Raw genomic sequence first — 19,508 nt, 5'->3', positions numbered from 1 at the left:
GTGACACGCAGAAATCATTTACCTTAAGCGGAGATTTCTGCGCACTGTATTATAGTGGCGGCATGTCATCATCAGCCAGCAGCTGAAGGTTGTTTTTATGACGCAAGGTTTGGCGTTCGTTCAAGCGTTTTTGTGCCGGGCTAGGAAAGTCGGTAAAACTGATCAGGCTGCGATCGATCAAAATACTGATTAAGTCCTCCAGCACGCGTGCCAGCTGAATATCGCTTTCACGAAAGGTGTGGTGCTTTTTCAGTTCATCATCCAGAAAACACAGGTATTCAGTATCTGCATTATCAATTTCAACCCAGTCCGCGGCCACTTGCGTGTCTGGGCTTGTTGCAATAATTGCACCTTCTTGATTTTTTAATACGTAGGCCATCAGGTGTCATTCCTCGTCACTTGGTGTTGATTATGATTATATTATGCAAGCAGAAGCAATAACCATGCCTTGCAAGTGGATTAAATGGCACCGGTAATAATGCCGCCGCCCAGGCAGACATTGCTTTCATACACCACCACGCTTTGCCCGGGTGTGATTGCCCACTGATGTTGCCCAAAGCGTATGGTTGCTTCTTCGGCATTCACGGCATCGACTTCACACGGCGCGTCTGGTTGGCGATAACGGGTTTTGGCGGCATAGACCCAGTTGGTTTGAGGCTCTTCACCGCTAATCCAGTGTAGTTGGCCCGCTGTTAAACCATCGCTTTGCAGTAACGGGTGGTCGTGCCCTTGCACCACAATTAGCTCGTTATCAGCCATATGCTTGGCCGCAACAAACCAAGGCTCGCCATTACTCTCGCGGCTGCCACCAATTTTAAGCCCTTGGCGCTGACCAATGGTGTAATACATCAGGCCTTCGTGTTCACCCACCACTTTGCCTTCCGGCGTGCGCATCACGCCAGGGTGACGTGGCAGATAGCGTTGCAAAAACTCCTGGAACGGGCGCTCGCCGATAAAGCAAATGCCGGTGGAATCCTTTTTCTCAGCATTGGCAAGGCCATGCTCACGTGCAATTTCACGCACTTCACGCTTTAAATGCTTGCCCAGCGGAAACAATGTTTTTGACAATTGTGCCTGGTTCAGGCGTGACAAAAAGTAGCTCTGGTCTTTGCTGCCGTCATCGGCTTTGAGCAGTTGAAAGTTGCCAGGTTGAATCGGGTTTTCACGTACTTGCGCATAATGGCCGGTGGCGATTAAGTCTGCACCCATGCCCATGGCATGGTCCAAAAACGCTTTAAACTTGATCTCGGCATTGCACAAAATATCCGGGTTAGGCGTGCGGCCAGCCTGATACTCCTGCAAGAAGTTAGCGAACACTCGCTCTTTATACTCAGCGCTAAAATTCACGGTTTCGATGTCGATGCCAATTCTATCGGCAGCAGAAACGGCGTCGATTAAGTCCTGGCGCGAAGAACAGTATTCATCATTATCATCGTCTTCCCAGTTTTTCATAAACAAACCGGTGACCTGATACCCTTGTTGCTTTAACAGCAAGGCAGTAACAGAAGAATCAACACCGCCGGACAACCCGACGATCACATGTGGCTTACTCATAGTGCTTGGCCTAAATGCTTCAAAATGTCTAAAGAATAACGCTTGCCTGCGAGGTAGTCCTGCACACACAACAATACTTGCGGGCTGCGCATCAGCTCACCCTCTGCAGCAATCTCGGCTTCGGTTTTCCATAGCGTACGAATGATGCCATCATCCAATGCCTGCTCTGGGTAATGCGTGCCCAGCTTGCCGGTAAAAGCAAAGCGCAAATAGGTGATACCGTTTAATGGATGCTGCCAGTGATAAATGCCCACCAGCGCCTCTGGCGTGAAATCGTAAGCGGTTTCTTCCAGTGTTTCGCGAATCGCGGCTGCAATAATCGTCTCATTTTCTTCCAGATGCCCGGCAGGCTGGTTAAAGCGGTTGCCGCGGTCTGTGGTTTCTTCAACCAGCAAAAACTTGCCATCCTGCTCAATGATAGCCGCCACAGTGACGTTGGGCTTCCACTGCTGGGAGGATTTAGATGGATTTGAAACGGAGGAATTCAAGATGCGCAGGTTTCGTTAAAAGCGCTATTTTACCGCTAAGTGGTTGATTGGGGGAGGGTTAATTTAACGGTCTTGCTTGTACGCAAGTGCTACGCTATGAGGCGCCAGCAAGCTGTGGAAATAGTCCGACCAACCCATGCGCAATAAACTCGACCGACATGGCAGCTAAAATCAGGCCCATCAGCCGTGTGACGATATTGATGCCGATTTTTCCTAGATAGTGCGTAATGCCGTCGGCGAGTTGTAACAAGCCCCAAATAAATAACGCAATCATTGCCACCGGGATAATCAGACTTAAATGGCCCCAGAATCCCGGGTGTTGCTGCGCAGTGAGTATCATGCTGGAAATCGCACCTGGCCCAGCCAGTAAGGGGATGCTGAGCGGCACAATCGCAATCACTTCGCGCTCGGCCATATCCTGCGCCTCTTCGGCGGTTTGGCGCGTGCCGCCTTGCTTGCCATGCATCATGGAGATCGAAATTAGCAGCAGCAGAATGCCACCGCCGACCTGGAATGACGGAATGGTAATGCCAAAAAAGTCGAGAATCAGGTCGCCGATAAAGGCTGAGACACACAGTACAATCATCACCGTCATGGCGACTGTACGTGCAGTTTTGGCGCGTTCTGATTTGCTCCAGCCGCTGGTGGCGCTGATAAAAATAGGCAGGCAACCGATGGGGTTGACGATGGCGATTAAGGCGATCGCCACTTTGAGCAGATAAGCGTATTCAGTCATGGCCGATAGGAACGTTAACGTGCTTGCAGCTTGCCTGAAAAAAATAACCTTGGCAAATGACCGAAGCCGTTAATTTAGGCTGGGCGTTTGTCGAAAAACGTAATCGGTTGCGGCGGTGCAATCTGCAAGATATGTTTGCGTACTTTGCCCATGACGTGCATTTCGCACGGCTTACAGTCAAATTTGAGCGTATATCTGTCATTGCCGCTAATCAAAGTCATTGGTTCTGCTGTCACCGTACCTTGTACACCAATCACGCCTTTGGCCTCTTTCGGGCACAAGCCGTGGCTAAAGCGCAGGCAATGCTTGGTGATCATCACTGGCACTTCATCCAGTGTTTCATTGGCTTCATAGGCGCTGGCGATCAGTTTGACGCCGTGCTTGTGATAAAAGTCGCGTGCTTTCTGGTTATAAACGTTGGCCAGATAACTTAAGGAGTCTTGCGGATAAATGGCCGGTGGCTCGGCGGCGGCGCGCAATGTTGGGCGCTCGTAGGCAAGTGTTCTGATCGCAATCAGTTGTTCTACCGCATCGCGGCGTAATTGATTGACCACTGACGCTGGCAAAAACCAGCATTGGGTGAGCTCCAGGCTGATTTCTTTTGCTACAAAATCAGTATTACCCAGTTTTGCCAGATTTTCCCTAAGCGAATATTCGGCTTTGGAGGCATCGTTAGCAGCCTGTTTTTCAGCTTCGCATTGGGCGGTGGCGATAAAGCCTTGTTCATCGGTGAGTGTCAGCGCAAAGCCATCCTCGGTTTCATAGAGCACGGCGTCCAGTGCGATTTTGCGGGTGGCAGAGTCTTTCTCCAGCAAGCGCATAAAAGCATGGTCACGGTTGCGATATAGCTGCGTATTATTGCGGATATCGGCAGGCATTTCATTCGGGAACAGGCGTTGCGTATGGATATCCAACGTTTGCACCGTGTTCACCCGCAAGCCCACCAACTCTTTGTGCACATCAAAGTAACAGACGCCGTCACCATTATGTAGCGCAATGTCGGTGGCAACATCAATAAAGTCTTTGCCGACCTTGCGCACGGTGCCCAATGCTTCGCCTGAAAACTTGGGCGTATCAAACGCGCCAATATCCGCCTGGCGCCCATTGGCAAAGTAATCAGTGGCACTGCGATTAAACGTTTTTTCCGGTTGTGGCGTAAAGGTGTAGCTGGCATGTCCGGCAGAAGACTTAGCGTATTGCGGCATGTCTTCAAGAATCTCGTCCAGCAACTGGCGGTAATGCGCCGTGGCATTTTTCACATAAGGCAGGTCTTTGTAGCGGCCTTCAATTTTAAAGCTGCTCACGCCCGCAGCAATTAATGCGCGCAGGTTAGCGCTCTGGTCGTTATCTTTCATCGACAAATAATGTTTGTCTTTGCCGATAATGCGACCTTTCTGGTCCTCTAGCGTATAAGGCAATCGGCACTCTTGCGAGCATTCGCCACGGTTAGCGCTACGGCCGGTATGCGCATGGCTGATAAAGCACTGGCCGCTAAAGGCCACACACAAGGCACCGTGAATAAAATATTCCAGGTTAGCGGTGGTGGCATCGGCAATTTTTTTCACCGTGGCAATATCCAGTTCGCGCGCCAGCACAATCTGGCTAAAGCCCACCTGGTCTAAAAACTGCGCTTTTTCAACGGTGCGAATGTCGGTTTGTGTACTGGCGTGTAGCTGGATAGGCGGTAAATCCAGTTCCAGCAAGCCCATGTCCTGCACAATCAAGGCATCGACACCGCTGTCATACAATTGATGCACCAACTGGCGCACACCCTCAAGCTCGTTATCGTGAAAAATGGTATTGAGTGCGACAAACACCTCGGCATGAAAGCGGTGCGCATGCTGCACCAGTCGCGCAATATCCTGCACGGTATTCGGGGCTTTGGCGCGCGCGCCAAACGCCGGGCCGCCAATATACACAGCATCGGCACCGTGATTGATGGCTTCAATGCCGTAATCTGCATTTTTGGCCGGGGCGAGCAGTTCGAGATGTTTGCGGGTTTTTTGCATGGATTATGCATATAAATCAATAAGATGCGCACTATAACACAAACCCGGTTTGACTGTTCAGGTATTAGGTGTTACCTTGGTAACACTTTTTGAATCGATGGGATACGTGATGGCTACCACGAGCTTAAAATTACCCGATAGTCTAAAGGAGCGTATTGCAAAACTAGCCGAAGCTGCTGGTAAAACGCCGCATGCTTATATGGTTGAGGCGATTGAACAGGAAGCTAGTCGTGGTGAAAAATATCAGGCGTTTTTGGCAGAGGCAGAGGCTTCGTGGCAGGAGTATCAAAAAACAGGCATTGCCTATGCCGCTGAGGATGTGCATGCTTACGTACGCGCCAAATTACGAGGGGATACATTGCCAGAGTTGGTGCCAGTAAAGCGTGATCGATGACCGCGATACAATATACGCCCAAGGCAATAGACGATATATTGCGTTTGGTGTTATTCGTTTTAGAAACTGAACCAGCCTATGCCGAACACGTGACCGATGTGATTGAAAACGGCATACTGGTTTTGCAACATCATCCCCACATCGGGAGATTTTTACGCCAAGAAGACGCAAGAGAGCTGATTATTTCTCAAGGTAAATCAGGCTATATTGCATTATACAAATACGAAGTGTTTCGCGACATTGTCACTATTTTGGCGATTCGCCACCAACGTGAAGTTGACTATCATTGAATAATCATCACTTACTACAACGCTCGCTGCAGGCCGTCTGGCACCCATGCACGCAAATGAAACATCACGAGCGCTATCCGCTGGTGCCTATTGCGCGCGGCGAAGGTGCGTGGCTGTTTGATACTGAAGGCAAAGGCTATCTGGATGCGGTGAGTAGCTGGTGGGTCAATCTGTTTGGGCATAATCAGCCCACCATTAAAGAGGCGATTAAAGCGCAGCTAGACCAACTAGAGCACGTGATGCTGGCCGGGTTTACCCATGCGCCTGTGGTGGAGTTGTCAGAAAAGCTTTCTGCGTTGACTGGCTTGGGGCATGCGTTTTACGCGTCAGACGGCGCCAGTGCTACCGAGATCGCGCTCAAAATGAGCTTTCATTATTGGCGCAATATTGGGCAACCGCAAAAAACCAAATTTATCAGTTTGCAAAACAGTTATCACGGCGAAACGCTGGGCGCGCTCAGTGTCACCGATGTGGCGATTTTTAAAGACACTTATGCGCCGTTGATTCTGCAATCTGCGCAAATGCCTAGCCCGGATAGTCGTTTGGCTGAGGATGGTGAGTCGGAAGAGGCTTATGCGTTACGTTGTGCAGAAGCCCTTGAGCACTATGTGGCTCAACATCACGCTGAGTTGGCTGCTTTTATCATCGAGCCTTTGGTGCAGGGCGCGGCAGGCATGGCGATTTATCACGCCGTTTATTTAAAGCGCGCGCGAGAGATTTGCAGTCGTTATCAAGTGCATTTAATCGCTGACGAAATCGCAGTGGGTTTTGGTCGCACCGGCACTATGTTTGCGTGTGAGCAGGCTGGCGGAAAAGTCAGTGATATTGCCGATTTTATTTGCTTGTCTAAAGGCATTACTGGCGGTTATTTGCCCCTGTCGGTGGTGTTGACGACTGACGCTATTTACCAGGCTTTTTATCATGATCAGACCGTAAAAGGCTTTTTGCATAGCCATAGTTACACGGGCAACCCCTTGGCGTGTGCTGCTGCATTGGCAACCTTGAAACTGTTTGAGGCGAGCGATGTGCTTGGTGATAACCAGCACACTGCACGGCAGTTATGGGCTGCGGCCGCGCAATATGATTTGCCGTTTGGTCCTGTGCGCCAGCGCGGCATGATTACCGCATTTGAAGTCGATACCCCAAACCCTCAATTTGCACGTGACTGCTATGCCGCCGCCTTGAAGCATGGCTTGCTGTTGCGGCCGATAGGCAACACCGTGTACTGGATGCCGCCCTATTGCCTGACAGTAGCAGATATTGAACACCTGGTGCAAGCAACGCGTGCCGCTGTGGTGGAGAGCCTTTAATGCGTTGGCTGCTTGTATTATGCAGTTGTTGGCTGACGTTGGCGCAAGCCGCGCTGCCATTGAATGTGCCAGAAGCATTAGCCAAAGCACAATTGCCTGCCGAGAGCGTGGCAATTGTCGTGCAGCCTGTAGATGGCGGCGTACCCATCATCAGTCACAATGCCACCAAAGCCATGAATCCGGCCAGCGTGATGAAGCTGGTGACCACCTACGCAGCACTTGAAGCACTCACGCCCGCTTATCGCTGGAAAACAGAGGTTTATCGTAATGGTACGCTGAGTCAAGGTGTGCTAGACGGTGATTTAATCATCAAGGGCTATGGTGATCCGGCCCTCAATGTGGCGGATTTCTGGCGTTTGCTACAGTTGGTGCAACAGCAGGGTATTCGTCAGATCAAAGGCAATCTCATTCTGGACTTGTCCGTGTATGCGCCAGAAGTCAGCCAGCGACCCGTGCTGGACGACGAGCCGTGGCGCGCTTATAACGCTAACCCAAGTGCCTTGTTGCTCAATGGCCGCAATACCAGTTTCCGTTTTGCCGTGGCAAATGTGGGCAATAAACCTGCAGTGCAAATCTCACAAGAATTCGAGTTGCCGCAAATCCGTGTGATCAATACCATGCAATTGCGCAAAGGCGCCTGCAACGATTGGCGTAGTGATTTGCACTATAGCGTGACGCCACAAACCGATGGCGTGACGGTGGCTTTTAGCGGCACCTTGCCCGCGCAGTGTGATGAGCGCTACCTGGAGCTAAGCGTGCTCGGCGACACACAATACCTGTTGTTTAGTTTTAAAAAACTGTGGGCGCAATTGGGTGGGCAGTTTAACGGGCAGCTTTTACTGGCGCCTGTGATTGATAATGCTACGCTGGTGACAACCTGGTTATCGCCGCCGCTGGATAGCGTGGTGCGCGATATTAATAAGTGGAGCAATAATGTGATGGCGCGACAGTTGCTGCTCACGATTGCACTGGAGGCCGGGTTTACGCCGGCTGATGAGGCGGGGGCTGCGCTGGCGCTCAAGCAAACGCTACGTCAGCGTGGATTGCAGTGGCCTGAGCTGGTGTTGGAGAATGGTTCCGGTTTGTCGCGCAATGAGCGGGTCAGTGCGGAACATTTGGCACAGTTGCTCGTCACAGCTTACCAGCGCCCGGTGATGCCGGTATTGATGGCATCTTTGCCGATTTTAGGCATGGATGGCACCACCAAAAAACGCTTGGCAGAGGGTAACAGTAAAGGCATGGCTTATCTCAAGACCGGCTCGCTGGAGGGGGTGAGCAGTATTGCAGGCTATGTGCAGGATACGTCAGGCAAGCGTTATGTGCTGGTGGTGATCGCCAATCATGCTCGCGCCTCTGCCGTGCGTGCGGTACAAGATGCCTTATTAAAACAGTTGATTGAAGGGCGCTAGCGAGCGCTTAATCATTTGTGGTTAAAAGCGCGTAAAATAATGATCGTTTTCTGGGAGTAAACAAGTGAAATCTGCAATTAAATTAATCGGCCTGAGTGCCTTGCTACTGGCCATGACAGGTTGCCAAGCGCAATCCAATTCGTCCAATAACAAAGAAAGTACGCAAATGTCTGCCAATGTGACTGAGTTACAAAAAATTGATGCAGTGGTGGGTGCTGGCCGCGAAGCAGAAGTCGGCTTTAACGTCACTGTGCATTACACCGGCTGGTTATATGACGCCAACAAAGAGGACCACAAAGGCCAAAAGTTTGACAGCAGCCTGGATCGTAACTCGCCGTTTAATTTCTTTTTGGGCGGCAGCCAAGTGATTGAAGGCTGGGACGTCGGTGTGCAAGGCATGAAAGTAGGCGGCAAACGCACGCTGATTATTCCGTCAGAGATGGGCTATGGCGCACGTGGTGCAGGTGGCGCGATTCCGCCAAATGCGGCCTTAGTGTTTGATGTTGAACTGCTGGGCGTGAAATAAAAACCTCCGGTTTCGTCGCCATACGTTGTGACAAGATTCAAAAAATATCGCTTACATATTTAATGTATGCCGCGCGATCTTTTTTGAACTTGCGCCTAGTTTGGCTTAGAAACTGAAAATTTTTCCCGTCGTTGGCGGGTACGTTTTTATACTTGTGAAATGAGAGACTAAATGCAAGTCCAAGTGAAATGGATAGATGGCGTCAGTTTTGTCGGTGAGTCTGAAACCGGGCACGCGGTGGTATTGGATGGCGCGCCTGAAAATGGCGGCCGCAATATTGGTATGCGCCCGATGGAGATGTTGCTGATAGGCATGGGCGCGTGTACTTCGTTTGACGTGGTCACTATCCTTAAAAAGTCCCGCCAGCCGATTGTTGATTGTGTGGCAGAAATCAGTGCCGAGCGTGCAGATAGCGTGCCCAAAGTGTTCACCAAAATACATGTGCATTTTGTGGTGACCGGTGAAGGCTTGAATGAGTCTCAGGTTGAGCGTGCAGTTAAATTGTCTGCCGAAAAATATTGTTCTGCCAGCATCATGCTGCAAAAAGCATGTGAAATTACGCACGGCTATGAAATCAAAGCGCCTAGCTTTGATTAATGGCGCATGGGCAAGCGGAGGATGTCATGAGCATTCCTAATGGCATGATAGGCATTCGCCATGTGGCGTTATTTATCAAAGAGCTTGAGTCTGCGGTTGATTTTTATACGCGAATTGTCGGCATGCATATTGAATGGCAGCCTGACCCGGATAATATCTATTTAAGTAATCATGGTGATGTGTTTGCATTGCATCGCGTGGATTACAAGGCAGACCCCTTGCAGCGCCTGGACCATATCGGTTTCGTGCTGAGCGATGAAAAAGTCGTGGATGACTGGTATGCGCATATGGTGGCGAATGGCGTGCGGATTACCGAGGCGCCCAAAAGCCACCGCGATGGATCACGTGGGTTTTATTGCCTGGACAGTGTGGGCCATTTGCTGGAGTTTATTTATCACCCGCCAATTACACGCCACCTGCAAGGTGAGTGATGTGTTTGAAGCGCAAAAAACAAAAAAGCCTCCAGTCTCTGGAGGCTTTTTTATGATCACTATGATTGCTTAATCTGTAATCAGCTTGATTGAAAGTGTTTGTTCTTTATCTAGCACAGTAAGCAAACGGTCAATATTCGGGTGTTTGCCAGGATGATCTTCGGCATCTTCGGTATGCTCCGCATACAGGGCCAGGCCTTCTACTGCGGCATCGGTATTAATTTCACCAAATACTTTAAACAGGTGATGATATACCTTGATAGAACCCTGGGTGCCTGGCTTATTTTCAAGCACACCAACAGGCTGATTATTTTCATCATACAGTTCAATGCGTTTCACATGATCGGCACTGTCCAGTGTGAGAAGGTTGTCACTAAATTTTTGCATGGTTGACTTCTAGGTTACTACAAATCTTACAAGTGGTACGCTGTCCGCGTCATCACTTTGGAGGCCAGTCGCATCGCCAGTTTTACCGGAGCAGGCAATGCCGCGCCACCCAGTTGCTCGGCCGTCTCTGCGTGATGTTCCTCGTCTATTTTCATCTGCGACACAATCGCACGTGAGGCGTTGTCATGCGCAGGCAGTTGCTGCAAATGGCTCTGCAAATGGGATGAGACCTGATGTTCTGTTTCTGCCAAAAAGCCAAGATTCCATTTGTCACCCAACAATCCTGCTGTCACGCCCAGCCCCAAGCTGGCGCCAAACCACAGCGGATTCAATAGGCTTTTGCGACCACCAAGTTCATTCATGCGCTGTTCACACCAAGCTAAATGATCCACTTCATCGCGAGAGGCCTGCTTTAAAGCTTCGACATTGGCCGGGTCACGCGACACCAGTGCCTGGCCGCTATATAGCGCTTGCGCACAGACTTCGCCAACATGATTAATGCGCATCAGTGCGGCGGCATGCTTGCGCTCGCGCTCGCTGAGCGTTGCTTCATTGTCGATGTCTGCCGCAGGGTACGGCCGACTGGCGATGGCCGTACTGAACACTGTGCGCAGACCCATATCCAGCACGTTAATGGCTTTATCTATGCTCAGTGTCGGTAGGTTTAACATGATTCGCTTTCTGTGCGTGGCGCCTGTTTACAAATGCACTTGCTTTGCAAACAGGCGAAACATCATGGTTTAGCGGTGCTTACTTTAGCCGGTTCTTGTGCCTTTTGAACTGGCAAGCCTTTGAGCAAGTTCATGGCCTGGGTAAACTGGAAATCATCTTTGCTGGCAGGCTCAATCGGGCCACGTGTTTCAGCATGTTTCTCTTCTTTGAGTTTTTCAGCCGCAGCACGCGCTTTTGCTTCATCAGCAGACTTACTGTCAGCATTGCCCTTGCCGTCAGTCGGGTTGGACAAATGGCGTTTCAAATCGGCTTCGTGCAAGCTTAAACTTGGGTCAGAGCCGTCATCTACGATCACGTCCGGCACGATACCCTTGGCCTGGATCGAACGGCCATTTGGCGTAAAGTAACGCGCGGTGGTCAGTTTGATTGCGCTGCCATTGTTCATTGGCAAGATGGTTTGTACCGAACCTTTACCAAAACTTTGGATGCCCATGATGGTGGCACGTTTGTGGTCTTGCAGTGCGCCCGCCACAATCTCAGAGGCCGAGGCCGAGCCGGCGTTGATTAACACCACGATAGGCACAGACTTAAACTCCTCTGGCAAATCTTTCAGGTAGTCTGATTTACCGCGACGTGCGTAATCCATCGGGGTCGCGTTCAAGCGCATTTTCGAGTCAACCACACGGCCTTCGGTGTACACCACCAGGTCATCTTTAGGTAAAAATGCGGCAGATACACCGACTGCTGCATCCAGCAAACCACCTGGGTTGTTACGCAGGTCGAGTACCAAGCCTTTCAGAGGCGTTTTGTTTTCAGTTTGCAAGCTTTTCAGCGCTTTGGCCAGATCTTCTCCAGTACGTTCCTGGAACTGGGTGATGCGAACATAGCCATACCCTTGTTCAATCCATTTGTTCTTCACGCTTTGCGATTTAATGATGGCGCGGGTGAGAGTAAAGCTAAGAGGTTTGTCCTCGCCTTTGCGAATCACCGTCAACACGATTTTGGTATCTGGCGTGCCACGCATGCGTTTCACCGCATCGTTCAAGGTCAAGCCACGCACCTGGGTGTCGTCCAGTTTCATGATCAGGTCGCCAGACTTCAAGCCTGCTTTGTAGGCCGGGCTGTCTTCAATCGGCGTCACTACTTTTACCAGGCCGTCTTCCATGGCGACTTCAATGCCTAAACCACCAAACTCGCCTTGCGTGCCTGCTTGCAGCTCTTTGTAGGCATCTGCATCCATAAAGGTCGAGTGCGGATCCAGGCCTTGCAGCATGCCAGACAGGGCTTCATTAATGAGCTTTTTGTCTTCTACCGGTTCAACGTAGTCAGATTTTACTTTGGCGAACACTTCGGCAAATACACGCAACTCATCAATAGGCAGTTGCGACACGGATGTTCTGTCTGCCCAGGCGGAAATGTTGATACTGACCAGGATACCTACAAACACGCCTGCACCCAGCAAGCTGAATTTTTCTAATTTGGAACGCATACCATGCCTTGTGTGATCAATTAAGCGAAGAATATTACTTTAATAAGAGTCAAGTTGCATCTGTTGATGACAGCCTGTTTGCAGAGAGTAGACAGAACGCTGTTAAGTTCATTTTCCGCTATTTCAATAAAATTGACTATACTCTTCACGCAAATAAATGTTTAGAGTGAAATATGCAAAAGCCTATCGTAGAAATTGAATTTTGTACACAGTGCCGTTGGTTGTTACGCGCCGCCTGGCTGGCGCAGGAGTTATTGACAACGTTTGATACTGATTTAAGATCGGTGAATCTGGTGCCGGGCACCGGCGGTATTCTTGAGGTGCGTTGCGATGGTGCCGTGATTTTTTCACGCAAAGAAGCAGGGCGTTTTCCTGAGTCTAAAGAGCTAAAGCAGTTGATTCGTGACCTGATTGATCCAGAGCGCTCTCTGGGCCACAGCGATACGCCAGTGTTGGGCGCAGGCGAGTAACTGCGCTTTGGCGTTGAAGCCGTTATTTTGAGGCTTCTACTTCCAGCCGTTTGGCGCCGTTGTAGCGCGTGCTCCAGTAGCGTTCGTCCATGTTTTCGACGCGTACTTTGGCGCCGGCTCTAGGCGCATGGATAAACTGGTTGTTGCCAACGTAAATGCCCACATGTGAAAACGCTGATTTCAACGTATTAAAAAACACCAGGTCACCAGGCTGCAACTCTTCGCGCTTGACCGCGTCGCCCATTTCACTGATGGTGCGGGCAGATGGCGGTAAAGAAATCTGTGCGGCATGTTTGAACACGTATTGAACGAAACCACTGCAATCAAAGCCGGTTTCGGGGCTGCGGCCGCCGTATTTATAGTCGACGCCAGTCAGGCTCAAGGCGCGAATCATGATTTCTTCTACCTTTTCTGACCAGGCGCCCGCAATGCCGGACTGGCTCTCCATCACTTGCTCTTGTGAGTAGCTATAGGCGTTTTTCCAGCGCGTATCATCGCCTGGCGCGGCGACACTTTTGCATTGGCATAACAGCACGCTGACCAGTAAAGCAGCCAGCCGAATAAACGATTTATTCATCACAATCAAGGGCTTGGAGAAAGGGTTTGGTGGTTAGATAGAAGTGACAACGGCCTAAACCTTGCCATACTTTAGCGGCATGTGCAAGTATTTTGGCCTTTTTGCAGCGTTTGTCGCCATTGTTCGCGCATGCATTTATTGAAAAAGCCTGTCTGATTTATTGTGGCTCGTGGGATAATTGGCGTATGTCTTTTCAGCAGCAAGTCAGTTCCGCCTTTTTAGAGAACGGGTGTTTGGCGCAAGCCATGCCTGATTTCCGTAGCCGTCCGCAACAGCAGGAAATGGCGCAGGCGATTGCCGAAGCCATCGAACAACAGCAGCAATTAGTAGCTGAAGCAGGCACTGGTACCGGTAAAACTTATGCTTATCTGGTGCCCGCCTTGTTGTCTGGCGGCAAGGTGATTATCTCTACCGGTACCAAAACCCTGCAAGACCAACTCTATCAGCGTGACCTGCCCGCTGTGCGCGAAGCGCTTAAAGTGCCAGTTTCTGTGGCCATGCTCAAAGGCCGCTCCAACTACATTTGCCACTACCATTTGCAACGCGCCAGCCAAGAAGGCCGCTTCCAGTCGCGCGAAGATGCGCAATATATCCCCATTTTGCAAAGCTTTGCCGAGAACAGCCAAAGCGGCGATAAAGCCGAACTGGTCGAGGTGCCTGAGCAGGCCACAGTCTGGCAGCAAGTGACCTCAACGCGTGATAACTGCGTGGGGCAGGATTGCCAGTTTTACAAGCAATGCTTTGTGATGGAAGCGCGCAAGCAGGCACTGGCCGCCGATGTGGTCGTGGTCAACCATCACTTGTTTTTTGCTGATGTCATGTTGCGTGACGAGGGCGTGGCCGAGTTGCTGCCTAGCGCCAACACCGTGGTGTTTGATGAAGCGCATCAATTGCCGGAAGTCGCTGGCTTGTTTTTTGGCGAGGATATTTCCACCTCGCAATTAATGGATCTGGCGCGTGATAGCCAGATGGCTTACCTGACCTTGGCCAAAGATTGCGTGCCACTGAGTGAGGCCGTGCCGCCACTGGAAAAAGCCTGTCGTGATTTCAGGTTAGTGTTCCAGTTTGAAGGTGCACGTATGCCGGTGCAAAAAGCACAGGCATTAAAAAACTTTGACACTGCCTATCAGCGCCTGCTGGAGACCTTGGGCACGCTGACTGCTGTGCTCGAAACCCAGGCTGGCCGTGACCCCTTGCTTGAAAAATGCTGGCAACGCGGCGAGGCCTTGCTGGCTTTGCTTGAGGCCTGGTTAAAAGGTAACCAGGCCAACCTGGTGCGCTGGGTAGAGGTATTCAGCCAAAGCGTGCAGTTGCACGCCACGCCGCTCAGTGTGGCCGATGGCTTTGGCAAGCAACTCAATGCCCAGCCGCGCGCCTGGATTTTTACCTCTGCCACGCTGGCAGTGAAAAGTGACTTTAGCCATTATCAAGGCCAAATGGGCTTGCTGGCGGCACAGACCAAACATTGGCAAAGTCCGTTTGATTATGGCCAACAGGCCTTGCTCTACGTGCCATCCGGTATGCCTGAGCCTAACAGTAGTGCCTATACGGCGGCGGTAGCGGCCATGAGTTTGCCGGTGCTGCAAGCCAGCCGTGGTCGCGCCTTTGTGTTATGCACCTCACTCAAAGCCATGCGTGAAGTGCATGCACTGCTTAAGCAAGCGTTTGAAGAGCATGGGCTGGAATATCCGCTGCTCATGCAAGGCGAGAGTAACCGTACCGAGCTGCTGGATCGGTTTCGCGCCCATGGCAATGCCGTGCTGGTTGGCTCGCAAAGCTTCTGGGAAGGCGTCGATGTGCGTGGTGAAGCCTTGTCATGCGTGATTATCGACAAATTGCCATTTGCGCCGCCAGATGACCCCGTGCTTTCTGCGCGGATTGAAAAAATGAATACCGAAGGCAAAAATGCCTTTATGGAGTATCAACTGCCTTATGCGGTGATCACGCTCAAGCAAGGCGCAGGCCGCTTAATCCGCGACGAGCAGGATTTTGGCGTGCTGATGATTTGTGATCCGCGCCTGGTGGATAAGCCTTACGGCCGACGTATCTGGCAAAGCCTGCCACCCTTTCGGCGCACCCGCGTGCAGCAAGAGGTGGATGATTTTTTTACTTACATCAATAACGCCCTGCAACCATGATCACCATCGCCGCCCACGAATACACGCTCACCGCCATACGTGCGCAAGGGGCGGGTGGGCAAAACGTCAATAAAGTCTCTTCCGCCATTCATCTGCGTTTTGATATTCATAGCTCTAGCCTGAGTGATGTGATTAAAGCCCGGTTGTTGCATAGCAACGATCAGCGTATTACAGCTGAAGGCGTGCTGGTGATTAAAGCGCAGCAATATCGCACACAAGAAGCTAATAAGCGCGATGCGATTGCGCGTTTGCATGCCATTGTTGATACCGCCAGCCATGTGCATGCAGTGCGTTATGCGACCAGGCCGACGCTGGCGTCTAAAAAACGGCGGGTAACGGGGAAGATGCAGCGAGGGGTGGTTAAGCAGGGGCGGGGCAGAGTAATGGGGGATGATTGATAAAGTCATTCTTTGATTGCTTGGCGCTCATTGAGCGTTAACCTTCGTTATTCCGGCGTAGGCCGGAGTCCTGGTAGGGCGAGATAGCAATAAAAGATTGTTCAGATTGGTCAGCGTAGTCGTAGTGGGCATTGATGCCCACGCGTTTATGGTTGTTTGTGAGGTTTCTTTTCGCTTTTACAGCGAGTTACTTTTCTTTGCTTGCCCAAAGAATAAGTAACCAAAAGAAATGCACCCCAGCTTCCGCTTGATTCCTGCGTTGCTCGTCAAAGTGGGCGTCCATCGAAACTCGCCCTGACAAGCCACACACAACGTGGCTTGTTGCGGAGCTCGGACAGCCGATGGCCGAAACCTCCCACTTTGCCTACGCTACTCGGCGCGGCAGATGGGGGCCCCGAACACCATGCGACTGCCACCGAAAGCGAACTGAATAAAAAGAATCTGGTTTTTGAACCGTCCAAACTGGGGTGCTGCTACTTAAATGAGAAGAATCCCATTCCATTACGCTGAGTAGCGGAGACGAAGTGGGGGTAGTCGGCCATCGGCTGTTCGAGTTCCGCGGTGGCTTGCGTTTTTTGCAAGCTGCTAGGGCGAGTTTCGATGGCCGCCCACTTTGTTGAGCAACGCAAGGAAGCCGAAGGCCGTGATGGCTGGGTGCCCTCTTCTTTGGTTACTTTCTGAGGGGCAAGCATCAGAAAGTGACTCGCCGAGAGGCGAAATAAAAAAGCCACCCAAACTGCCTAAGAGTTAAGGTGGCTTTCTAGTGTCATGAAGGAACTCAGCGCGAGTTCATTTCTGTGTATTACGATCTGTAATCCGCATTAATCTTCACATAATCATAAGAAAAATCGCAGGTCCATACCGTGGCATCCGCATTACCGCGATTCAGCACCACGCGCACCAGAATGTCACTTTCTTTCATCACGGCTGCGCCTTGCTCTTCAACGTAACTCGCGGCCCGGCCACCTTTTTCGGCGACTAGTACATCGCCTAAATACAATTGCATGGTGTTGACGTCGAGGTCATCAATGCCGGCATAACCAATCGCGGCCAAAATGCGGCCCAGGTTAGGGTCGGAGGCGAAGAAGGCGGTTTTAATCAGCGGGGAGTGGGCGATGGCATAGGCGATTTTGCGGCATTCCTCTACATCTTTACCCGCTTCAACTTGAATGGTCATAAATTTGGTGGCGCCTTCGCCGTCTCTTACGATGGCTTGTGCCAGTTCGGTGGCGACATCAGTTAAGGCGTCGCGCAAGGTCACAAAGTCTGCACTTTGTTCGTTAATGGCTGCATTGCCTGCCTGGCCGGTGGCCATCAGGATTAGGCTGTCGTTAGTGCTGGTGTCGCCGTCGACCGTAATGCAGTTAAACGATTTATTCACGGCGTGCTGGATGATGCTGTCTAGCGCGGCCTGGCTGATGGCGGCATCGGTGGCTATATAACCCAGCATGGTCGCCATGTTAGGGTGAATCATGCCGGAGCCTTTGCTGATGCCGGTGATGGTGACTTGTTTGCCGTCGATAGTCAGCGTGCGTGAAGTGCCTTTGGCGACAATGTCTGTGGTCATGATGGCTTCTGCCGCATTTAGCCAGTTGTCTTCTTGCAAGTTGTCGACAGCCGGGGCGATGCCCGCCAGCAGTCTCTCCATCGGCAGTGTTTCCAGAATCACGCCGGTAGAAAACGGCAACACTTGCTCGGGGCTGATGCTAAGCGTTTGAGCCACGCCAATACAGCTCGCGCGTGCATCGTCCAGGCCTTGCTGGCCCGTGCCTGCGTTAGCGCAGCCGGTATTCACCAGCAGTGCGCGGATGCCTTTGTTCAGTTGCAAATGCTCTTTACAGACGGTGACGGGTGCTGCGCAAAAGCGGTTAAGCGTAAACACGCCAGAAACGCTGCTGCCTTCCGCTAGTGTGATTACCAGCACGTCTTTGCGGTTGGGTTTGCGGATATGCGCCTGGGCAAAGCCCAGTTGTACGCCTTGAACAGGCAGTAAAGCTTCAGCGGTGGGAGCAGATAATTTGACGGGCATCCGTTTTCCTTCAGTTTTTCAAAAGAATGGTGTTTTTTATAAATCAGGCGCGGCGCCAGGTGGTGCCTTGCGCAGTATCTTCTAATACGATGCCTGCTTCTGCTAACTCTTTGCGGATGCGGTCTGCTTCGGCATAGTTTTTGGCGGTTTTAGCGGCGATGCGCGCGCTGATCAGCGCTTCGATATCCAGTGTGTTATTGCTGGTTTCGCCTTGCATAAAGCTTTCCGGGTCGCGTTGCAGCAGGCCGATAATCGCAGCCAATTGTTTCAATAATGCGGCAGTGGCGGCAGATTTATCTTTGTTTAAATCGTTGGCGAGTTCAAACAACACGGCGATGGCTTCGGGTGTGTTGAAGTCGTCGTCCATGGCTGATTTGAATTTGGCGGTTTGTGGCAAGGCCCAGTCAATTGCGCTGTCTGTGGTTTCAATGCCACGCAATGCAGTGTATAAGCGCGTTAAAGACGCTTTGGCATCATCCAGATGTTTGTCTGAGTAGTTGAGCGGGCTGCGGTAGTGTGCGCGCAAAATAAAGAAGCGCACGACTTCTGGGTCGTATTGCTCCAGCACTTCACGAATAGTAAAAAAATTGCCAAGGGACTTGGACATTTTTTCATCATCAACGCGGATAAAGCCGTTGTGCATCCAGTAGTTAGCCATGGTGCAGCCATGGGTGGCTTCGGATTGTGCAATTTCGTTTTCGTGGTGTGGAAACTGCAAGTCCTGGCCGCCGCCATGGATGTCAAAGTGTTGGCCTAAATGCGCCGCACTCATGACTGAACATTCAATATGCCAGCCTGGGCGGCCATTACCCCAGGGTGACTCCCAATAAGGTTCACCGGGTTTGACTGACTTCCACAGCACAAAGTCCAGCGGGTCTTGTTTGTGGTTATCGACATCGACGCGTTCACCGGCGCGCAGGTCTTCCAGTGATTTGCCAGACAGTTTGCCGTAGTCGTTAAAGCTACGCACTTTGTAAAATACGTCGCCGTTGCTGGCCTGGTAAGCAAAGCCTTTGTCTATGAGCTGGCTGATCATCTCCAGCATGCCCTGTACATGCTCGGTGGCACGCGGTTCAATGTCCGGGCGGATAATGCCGAGTTTGGCCGAATCTTCGTCCATGGCGGTAATAAAGCGTTGGGTCAGGCTTTGGATGCTTTCGTTGTTTTCGTTAGCACGTTTGATGATTTTGTCATCAATATCGGTGATGTTACGTACATAAGTGACCTCGTAACCGCTGGTGCGGAACCAGCGTGCCACCATGTCAAACACCACCATCACGCGCGCATGGCCCAGATGACAAAAGTCATACACCGTCATGCCGCAGACATACATGCTGACTTTTTTTTCTGTAATGGGCTCGAAAACTTGCTTGCTGCGGGAAAGGGTGTTGTGTAGTTTTAACATGCTAACGAAATGTAAAAAGGATGAAGGCGTGATAAAATTAGCAGAAGTATTGTAGTGTTTAATTTATGTTAAACGTGTGGTGCTTGTTATTTTGTGTCGGCGAGGCGCGCCACAGCTTGCTCGTTTGTTGTCAGGTAAACCACGCAGGACACAAATTGGTGTTGAAGCATCGCGTAATAATCACCTAAACGCGCACTGT

General features: G+C 51.1%; 21 protein-coding genes. 10 read left to right on the top strand and 11 right to left on the bottom strand.

From position 1 onward, the window contains the following. Positions 1–49 precede the first annotated feature (49 nt). The 5 genes from METH5_RS0103410 to METH5_RS0103390 form a co-directional block, all read right to left on the bottom strand. Positions 50–379 carry a hypothetical protein gene (locus tag METH5_RS0103410; RefSeq protein ID WP_029147190.1) on the bottom strand — a complete coding sequence of 110 codons (330 nt, stop codon included), beginning with the start codon at positions 377–379 and terminating at the stop codon, positions 50–52. Positions 380–459: 80 nt separating this feature from the next. After that, positions 460–1,554 (bottom strand): tRNA 2-thiouridine(34) synthase MnmA, encoded by a 1,095-nt coding sequence (mnmA, locus tag METH5_RS0103405; protein WP_029147189.1) that lies wholly within the window; start codon positions 1,552–1,554, stop codon positions 460–462. Further along, a complete protein-coding gene (locus tag METH5_RS0103400) occupies positions 1,551–1,982 on the bottom strand; it encodes an NUDIX hydrolase (RefSeq protein WP_029147188.1) in 432 nt (143 codons plus the stop codon). The genes mnmA and METH5_RS0103400 overlap by 4 nt, the downstream gene beginning before the upstream one ends. A gap of 154 nt (positions 1,983–2,136) precedes the next feature. Then, positions 2,137–2,778 (bottom strand): YchE family NAAT transporter, encoded by a 642-nt coding sequence (locus tag METH5_RS0103395; protein WP_029147187.1) that lies wholly within the window; start codon positions 2,776–2,778, stop codon positions 2,137–2,139. 74 nt (positions 2,779–2,852) lie between these two features. Beyond that, positions 2,853–4,787 (bottom strand): U32 family peptidase, encoded by a 1,935-nt coding sequence (locus METH5_RS0103390; protein WP_029147186.1) that lies wholly within the window; start codon positions 4,785–4,787, stop codon positions 2,853–2,855. Positions 4,788–4,896: 109 nt separating this feature from the next. Here METH5_RS0103390 and METH5_RS0103385 point away from each other — a divergent pair, with 109 nt between their 5' ends. The 7 genes from METH5_RS0103385 to METH5_RS0103355 all read left to right on the top strand — a co-directional run bounded on the left by METH5_RS0103385 (position 4,897) and on the right by METH5_RS0103355 (position 9,744). Continuing rightward, complete coding sequence (locus METH5_RS0103385) at positions 4,897–5,181, top strand: CopG family ribbon-helix-helix protein (RefSeq protein ID WP_029147185.1); 285 nt, start codon at positions 4,897–4,899, stop codon at positions 5,179–5,181. Continuing rightward, positions 5,178–5,471, top strand: coding sequence for a type II toxin-antitoxin system RelE/ParE family toxin (locus METH5_RS0103380; protein WP_029147184.1), 294 nt, complete (start codon positions 5,178–5,180; stop codon positions 5,469–5,471). Before METH5_RS0103385 ends, METH5_RS0103380 begins: the two co-directional genes overlap by 4 nt. Next, a complete protein-coding gene (bioA, locus tag METH5_RS0103375) occupies positions 5,468–6,781 on the top strand; it encodes an adenosylmethionine--8-amino-7-oxononanoate transaminase (protein ID WP_029147183.1) in 1,314 nt (437 codons plus the stop codon). Before METH5_RS0103380 ends, bioA begins: the two co-directional genes overlap by 4 nt. After that, positions 6,781–8,190, top strand: a complete 1,410-nt coding sequence (gene dacB, locus METH5_RS0103370; RefSeq protein WP_029147182.1) for a D-alanyl-D-alanine carboxypeptidase/D-alanyl-D-alanine-endopeptidase — start codon at positions 6,781–6,783, stop codon at positions 8,188–8,190. The genes bioA and dacB overlap by 1 nt, the downstream gene beginning before the upstream one ends. 112 nt (positions 8,191–8,302) lie before the next feature. Then, on the top strand, positions 8,303–8,716 hold the full coding sequence (locus tag METH5_RS0103365; RefSeq protein WP_198290708.1) for an FKBP-type peptidyl-prolyl cis-trans isomerase: 414 nt from the start codon (positions 8,303–8,305) through the stop codon (positions 8,714–8,716). 171 nt (positions 8,717–8,887) lie between these two features. Further along, positions 8,888–9,313 carry an OsmC family protein gene (locus METH5_RS0103360; protein ID WP_029147180.1) on the top strand — a complete coding sequence of 142 codons (426 nt, stop codon included), beginning with the start codon at positions 8,888–8,890 and terminating at the stop codon, positions 9,311–9,313. A 26-nt stretch (positions 9,314–9,339) separates the two neighbouring features. After that, entirely contained in the window at positions 9,340–9,744 is a 405-nt protein-coding gene (locus tag METH5_RS0103355) for a VOC family protein (RefSeq protein WP_029147179.1), read from the top strand. Between the two features lie 69 nt (positions 9,745–9,813). On the opposite strand, the gene METH5_RS0103350 is transcribed toward METH5_RS0103355, so the two are convergent. The 3 genes from METH5_RS0103350 to METH5_RS0103340 form a co-directional block, all read right to left on the bottom strand. Further along, positions 9,814–10,131, bottom strand: a complete 318-nt coding sequence (locus METH5_RS0103350) for a DUF2322 family protein (RefSeq protein WP_029147178.1) — start codon at positions 10,129–10,131, stop codon at positions 9,814–9,816. A gap of 26 nt (positions 10,132–10,157) precedes the next feature. Then, positions 10,158–10,802, bottom strand: coding sequence for a 2-polyprenyl-3-methyl-6-methoxy-1,4-benzoquinone monooxygenase (gene coq7, locus METH5_RS0103345; RefSeq protein WP_029147177.1), 645 nt, complete (start codon positions 10,800–10,802; stop codon positions 10,158–10,160). A 62-nt stretch (positions 10,803–10,864) separates the two neighbouring features. After that, positions 10,865–12,292: a S41 family peptidase gene (locus METH5_RS0103340; RefSeq protein ID WP_029147176.1), complete on the bottom strand. Its 1,428-nt coding sequence runs from the start codon at positions 12,290–12,292 to the stop codon at positions 10,865–10,867. 173 nt (positions 12,293–12,465) lie between these two features. Between METH5_RS0103340 and METH5_RS0103335 the strand changes: the two genes are divergently transcribed. Next, a complete protein-coding gene (locus METH5_RS0103335; protein ID WP_029147175.1) occupies positions 12,466–12,762 on the top strand; it encodes a SelT/SelW/SelH family protein in 297 nt (98 codons plus the stop codon). A 22-nt stretch (positions 12,763–12,784) separates the two neighbouring features. Here METH5_RS0103335 and METH5_RS0103330 read toward each other — a convergent pair whose 3' ends face one another. Then, a complete protein-coding gene (locus METH5_RS0103330) occupies positions 12,785–13,339 on the bottom strand; it encodes a C40 family peptidase (RefSeq protein WP_029147174.1) in 555 nt (184 codons plus the stop codon). Between the two features lie 185 nt (positions 13,340–13,524). Between METH5_RS0103330 and METH5_RS0103325 the strand changes: the two genes are divergently transcribed. Together METH5_RS0103325 and arfB are read left to right on the top strand one after the other, a co-directional pair. Then, entirely contained in the window at positions 13,525–15,477 is a 1,953-nt protein-coding gene (locus METH5_RS0103325; protein WP_029147173.1) for an ATP-dependent DNA helicase, read from the top strand. Further along, positions 15,474–15,875: an alternative ribosome rescue aminoacyl-tRNA hydrolase ArfB gene (gene arfB / locus METH5_RS0103320; protein ID WP_029147172.1), complete on the top strand. Its 402-nt coding sequence runs from the start codon at positions 15,474–15,476 to the stop codon at positions 15,873–15,875. The genes METH5_RS0103325 and arfB overlap by 4 nt, the downstream gene beginning before the upstream one ends. Before the next feature lie 802 nt (positions 15,876–16,677). Here arfB and argJ read toward each other — a convergent pair. Further along, entirely contained in the window at positions 16,678–17,904 is a 1,227-nt protein-coding gene (gene argJ, locus METH5_RS0103310; RefSeq protein WP_029147171.1) for a bifunctional glutamate N-acetyltransferase/amino-acid acetyltransferase ArgJ, read from the bottom strand. 43 nt (positions 17,905–17,947) lie between these two features. Beyond that, positions 17,948–19,309, bottom strand: coding sequence for a cysteine--tRNA ligase (gene cysS / locus METH5_RS0103305; protein ID WP_029147170.1), 1,362 nt, complete (start codon positions 19,307–19,309; stop codon positions 17,948–17,950). Between the last annotated feature and the right edge of the window lie 199 nt (positions 19,310–19,508).

Source organism: Methylophilus sp. 5 (assembly GCF_000515275.1).
Taxonomy (GTDB): Bacteria; Pseudomonadota; Gammaproteobacteria; order Burkholderiales; family Methylophilaceae; genus Methylophilus.
This window is presented reverse-complemented; position numbering and strand designations above follow the sequence as displayed.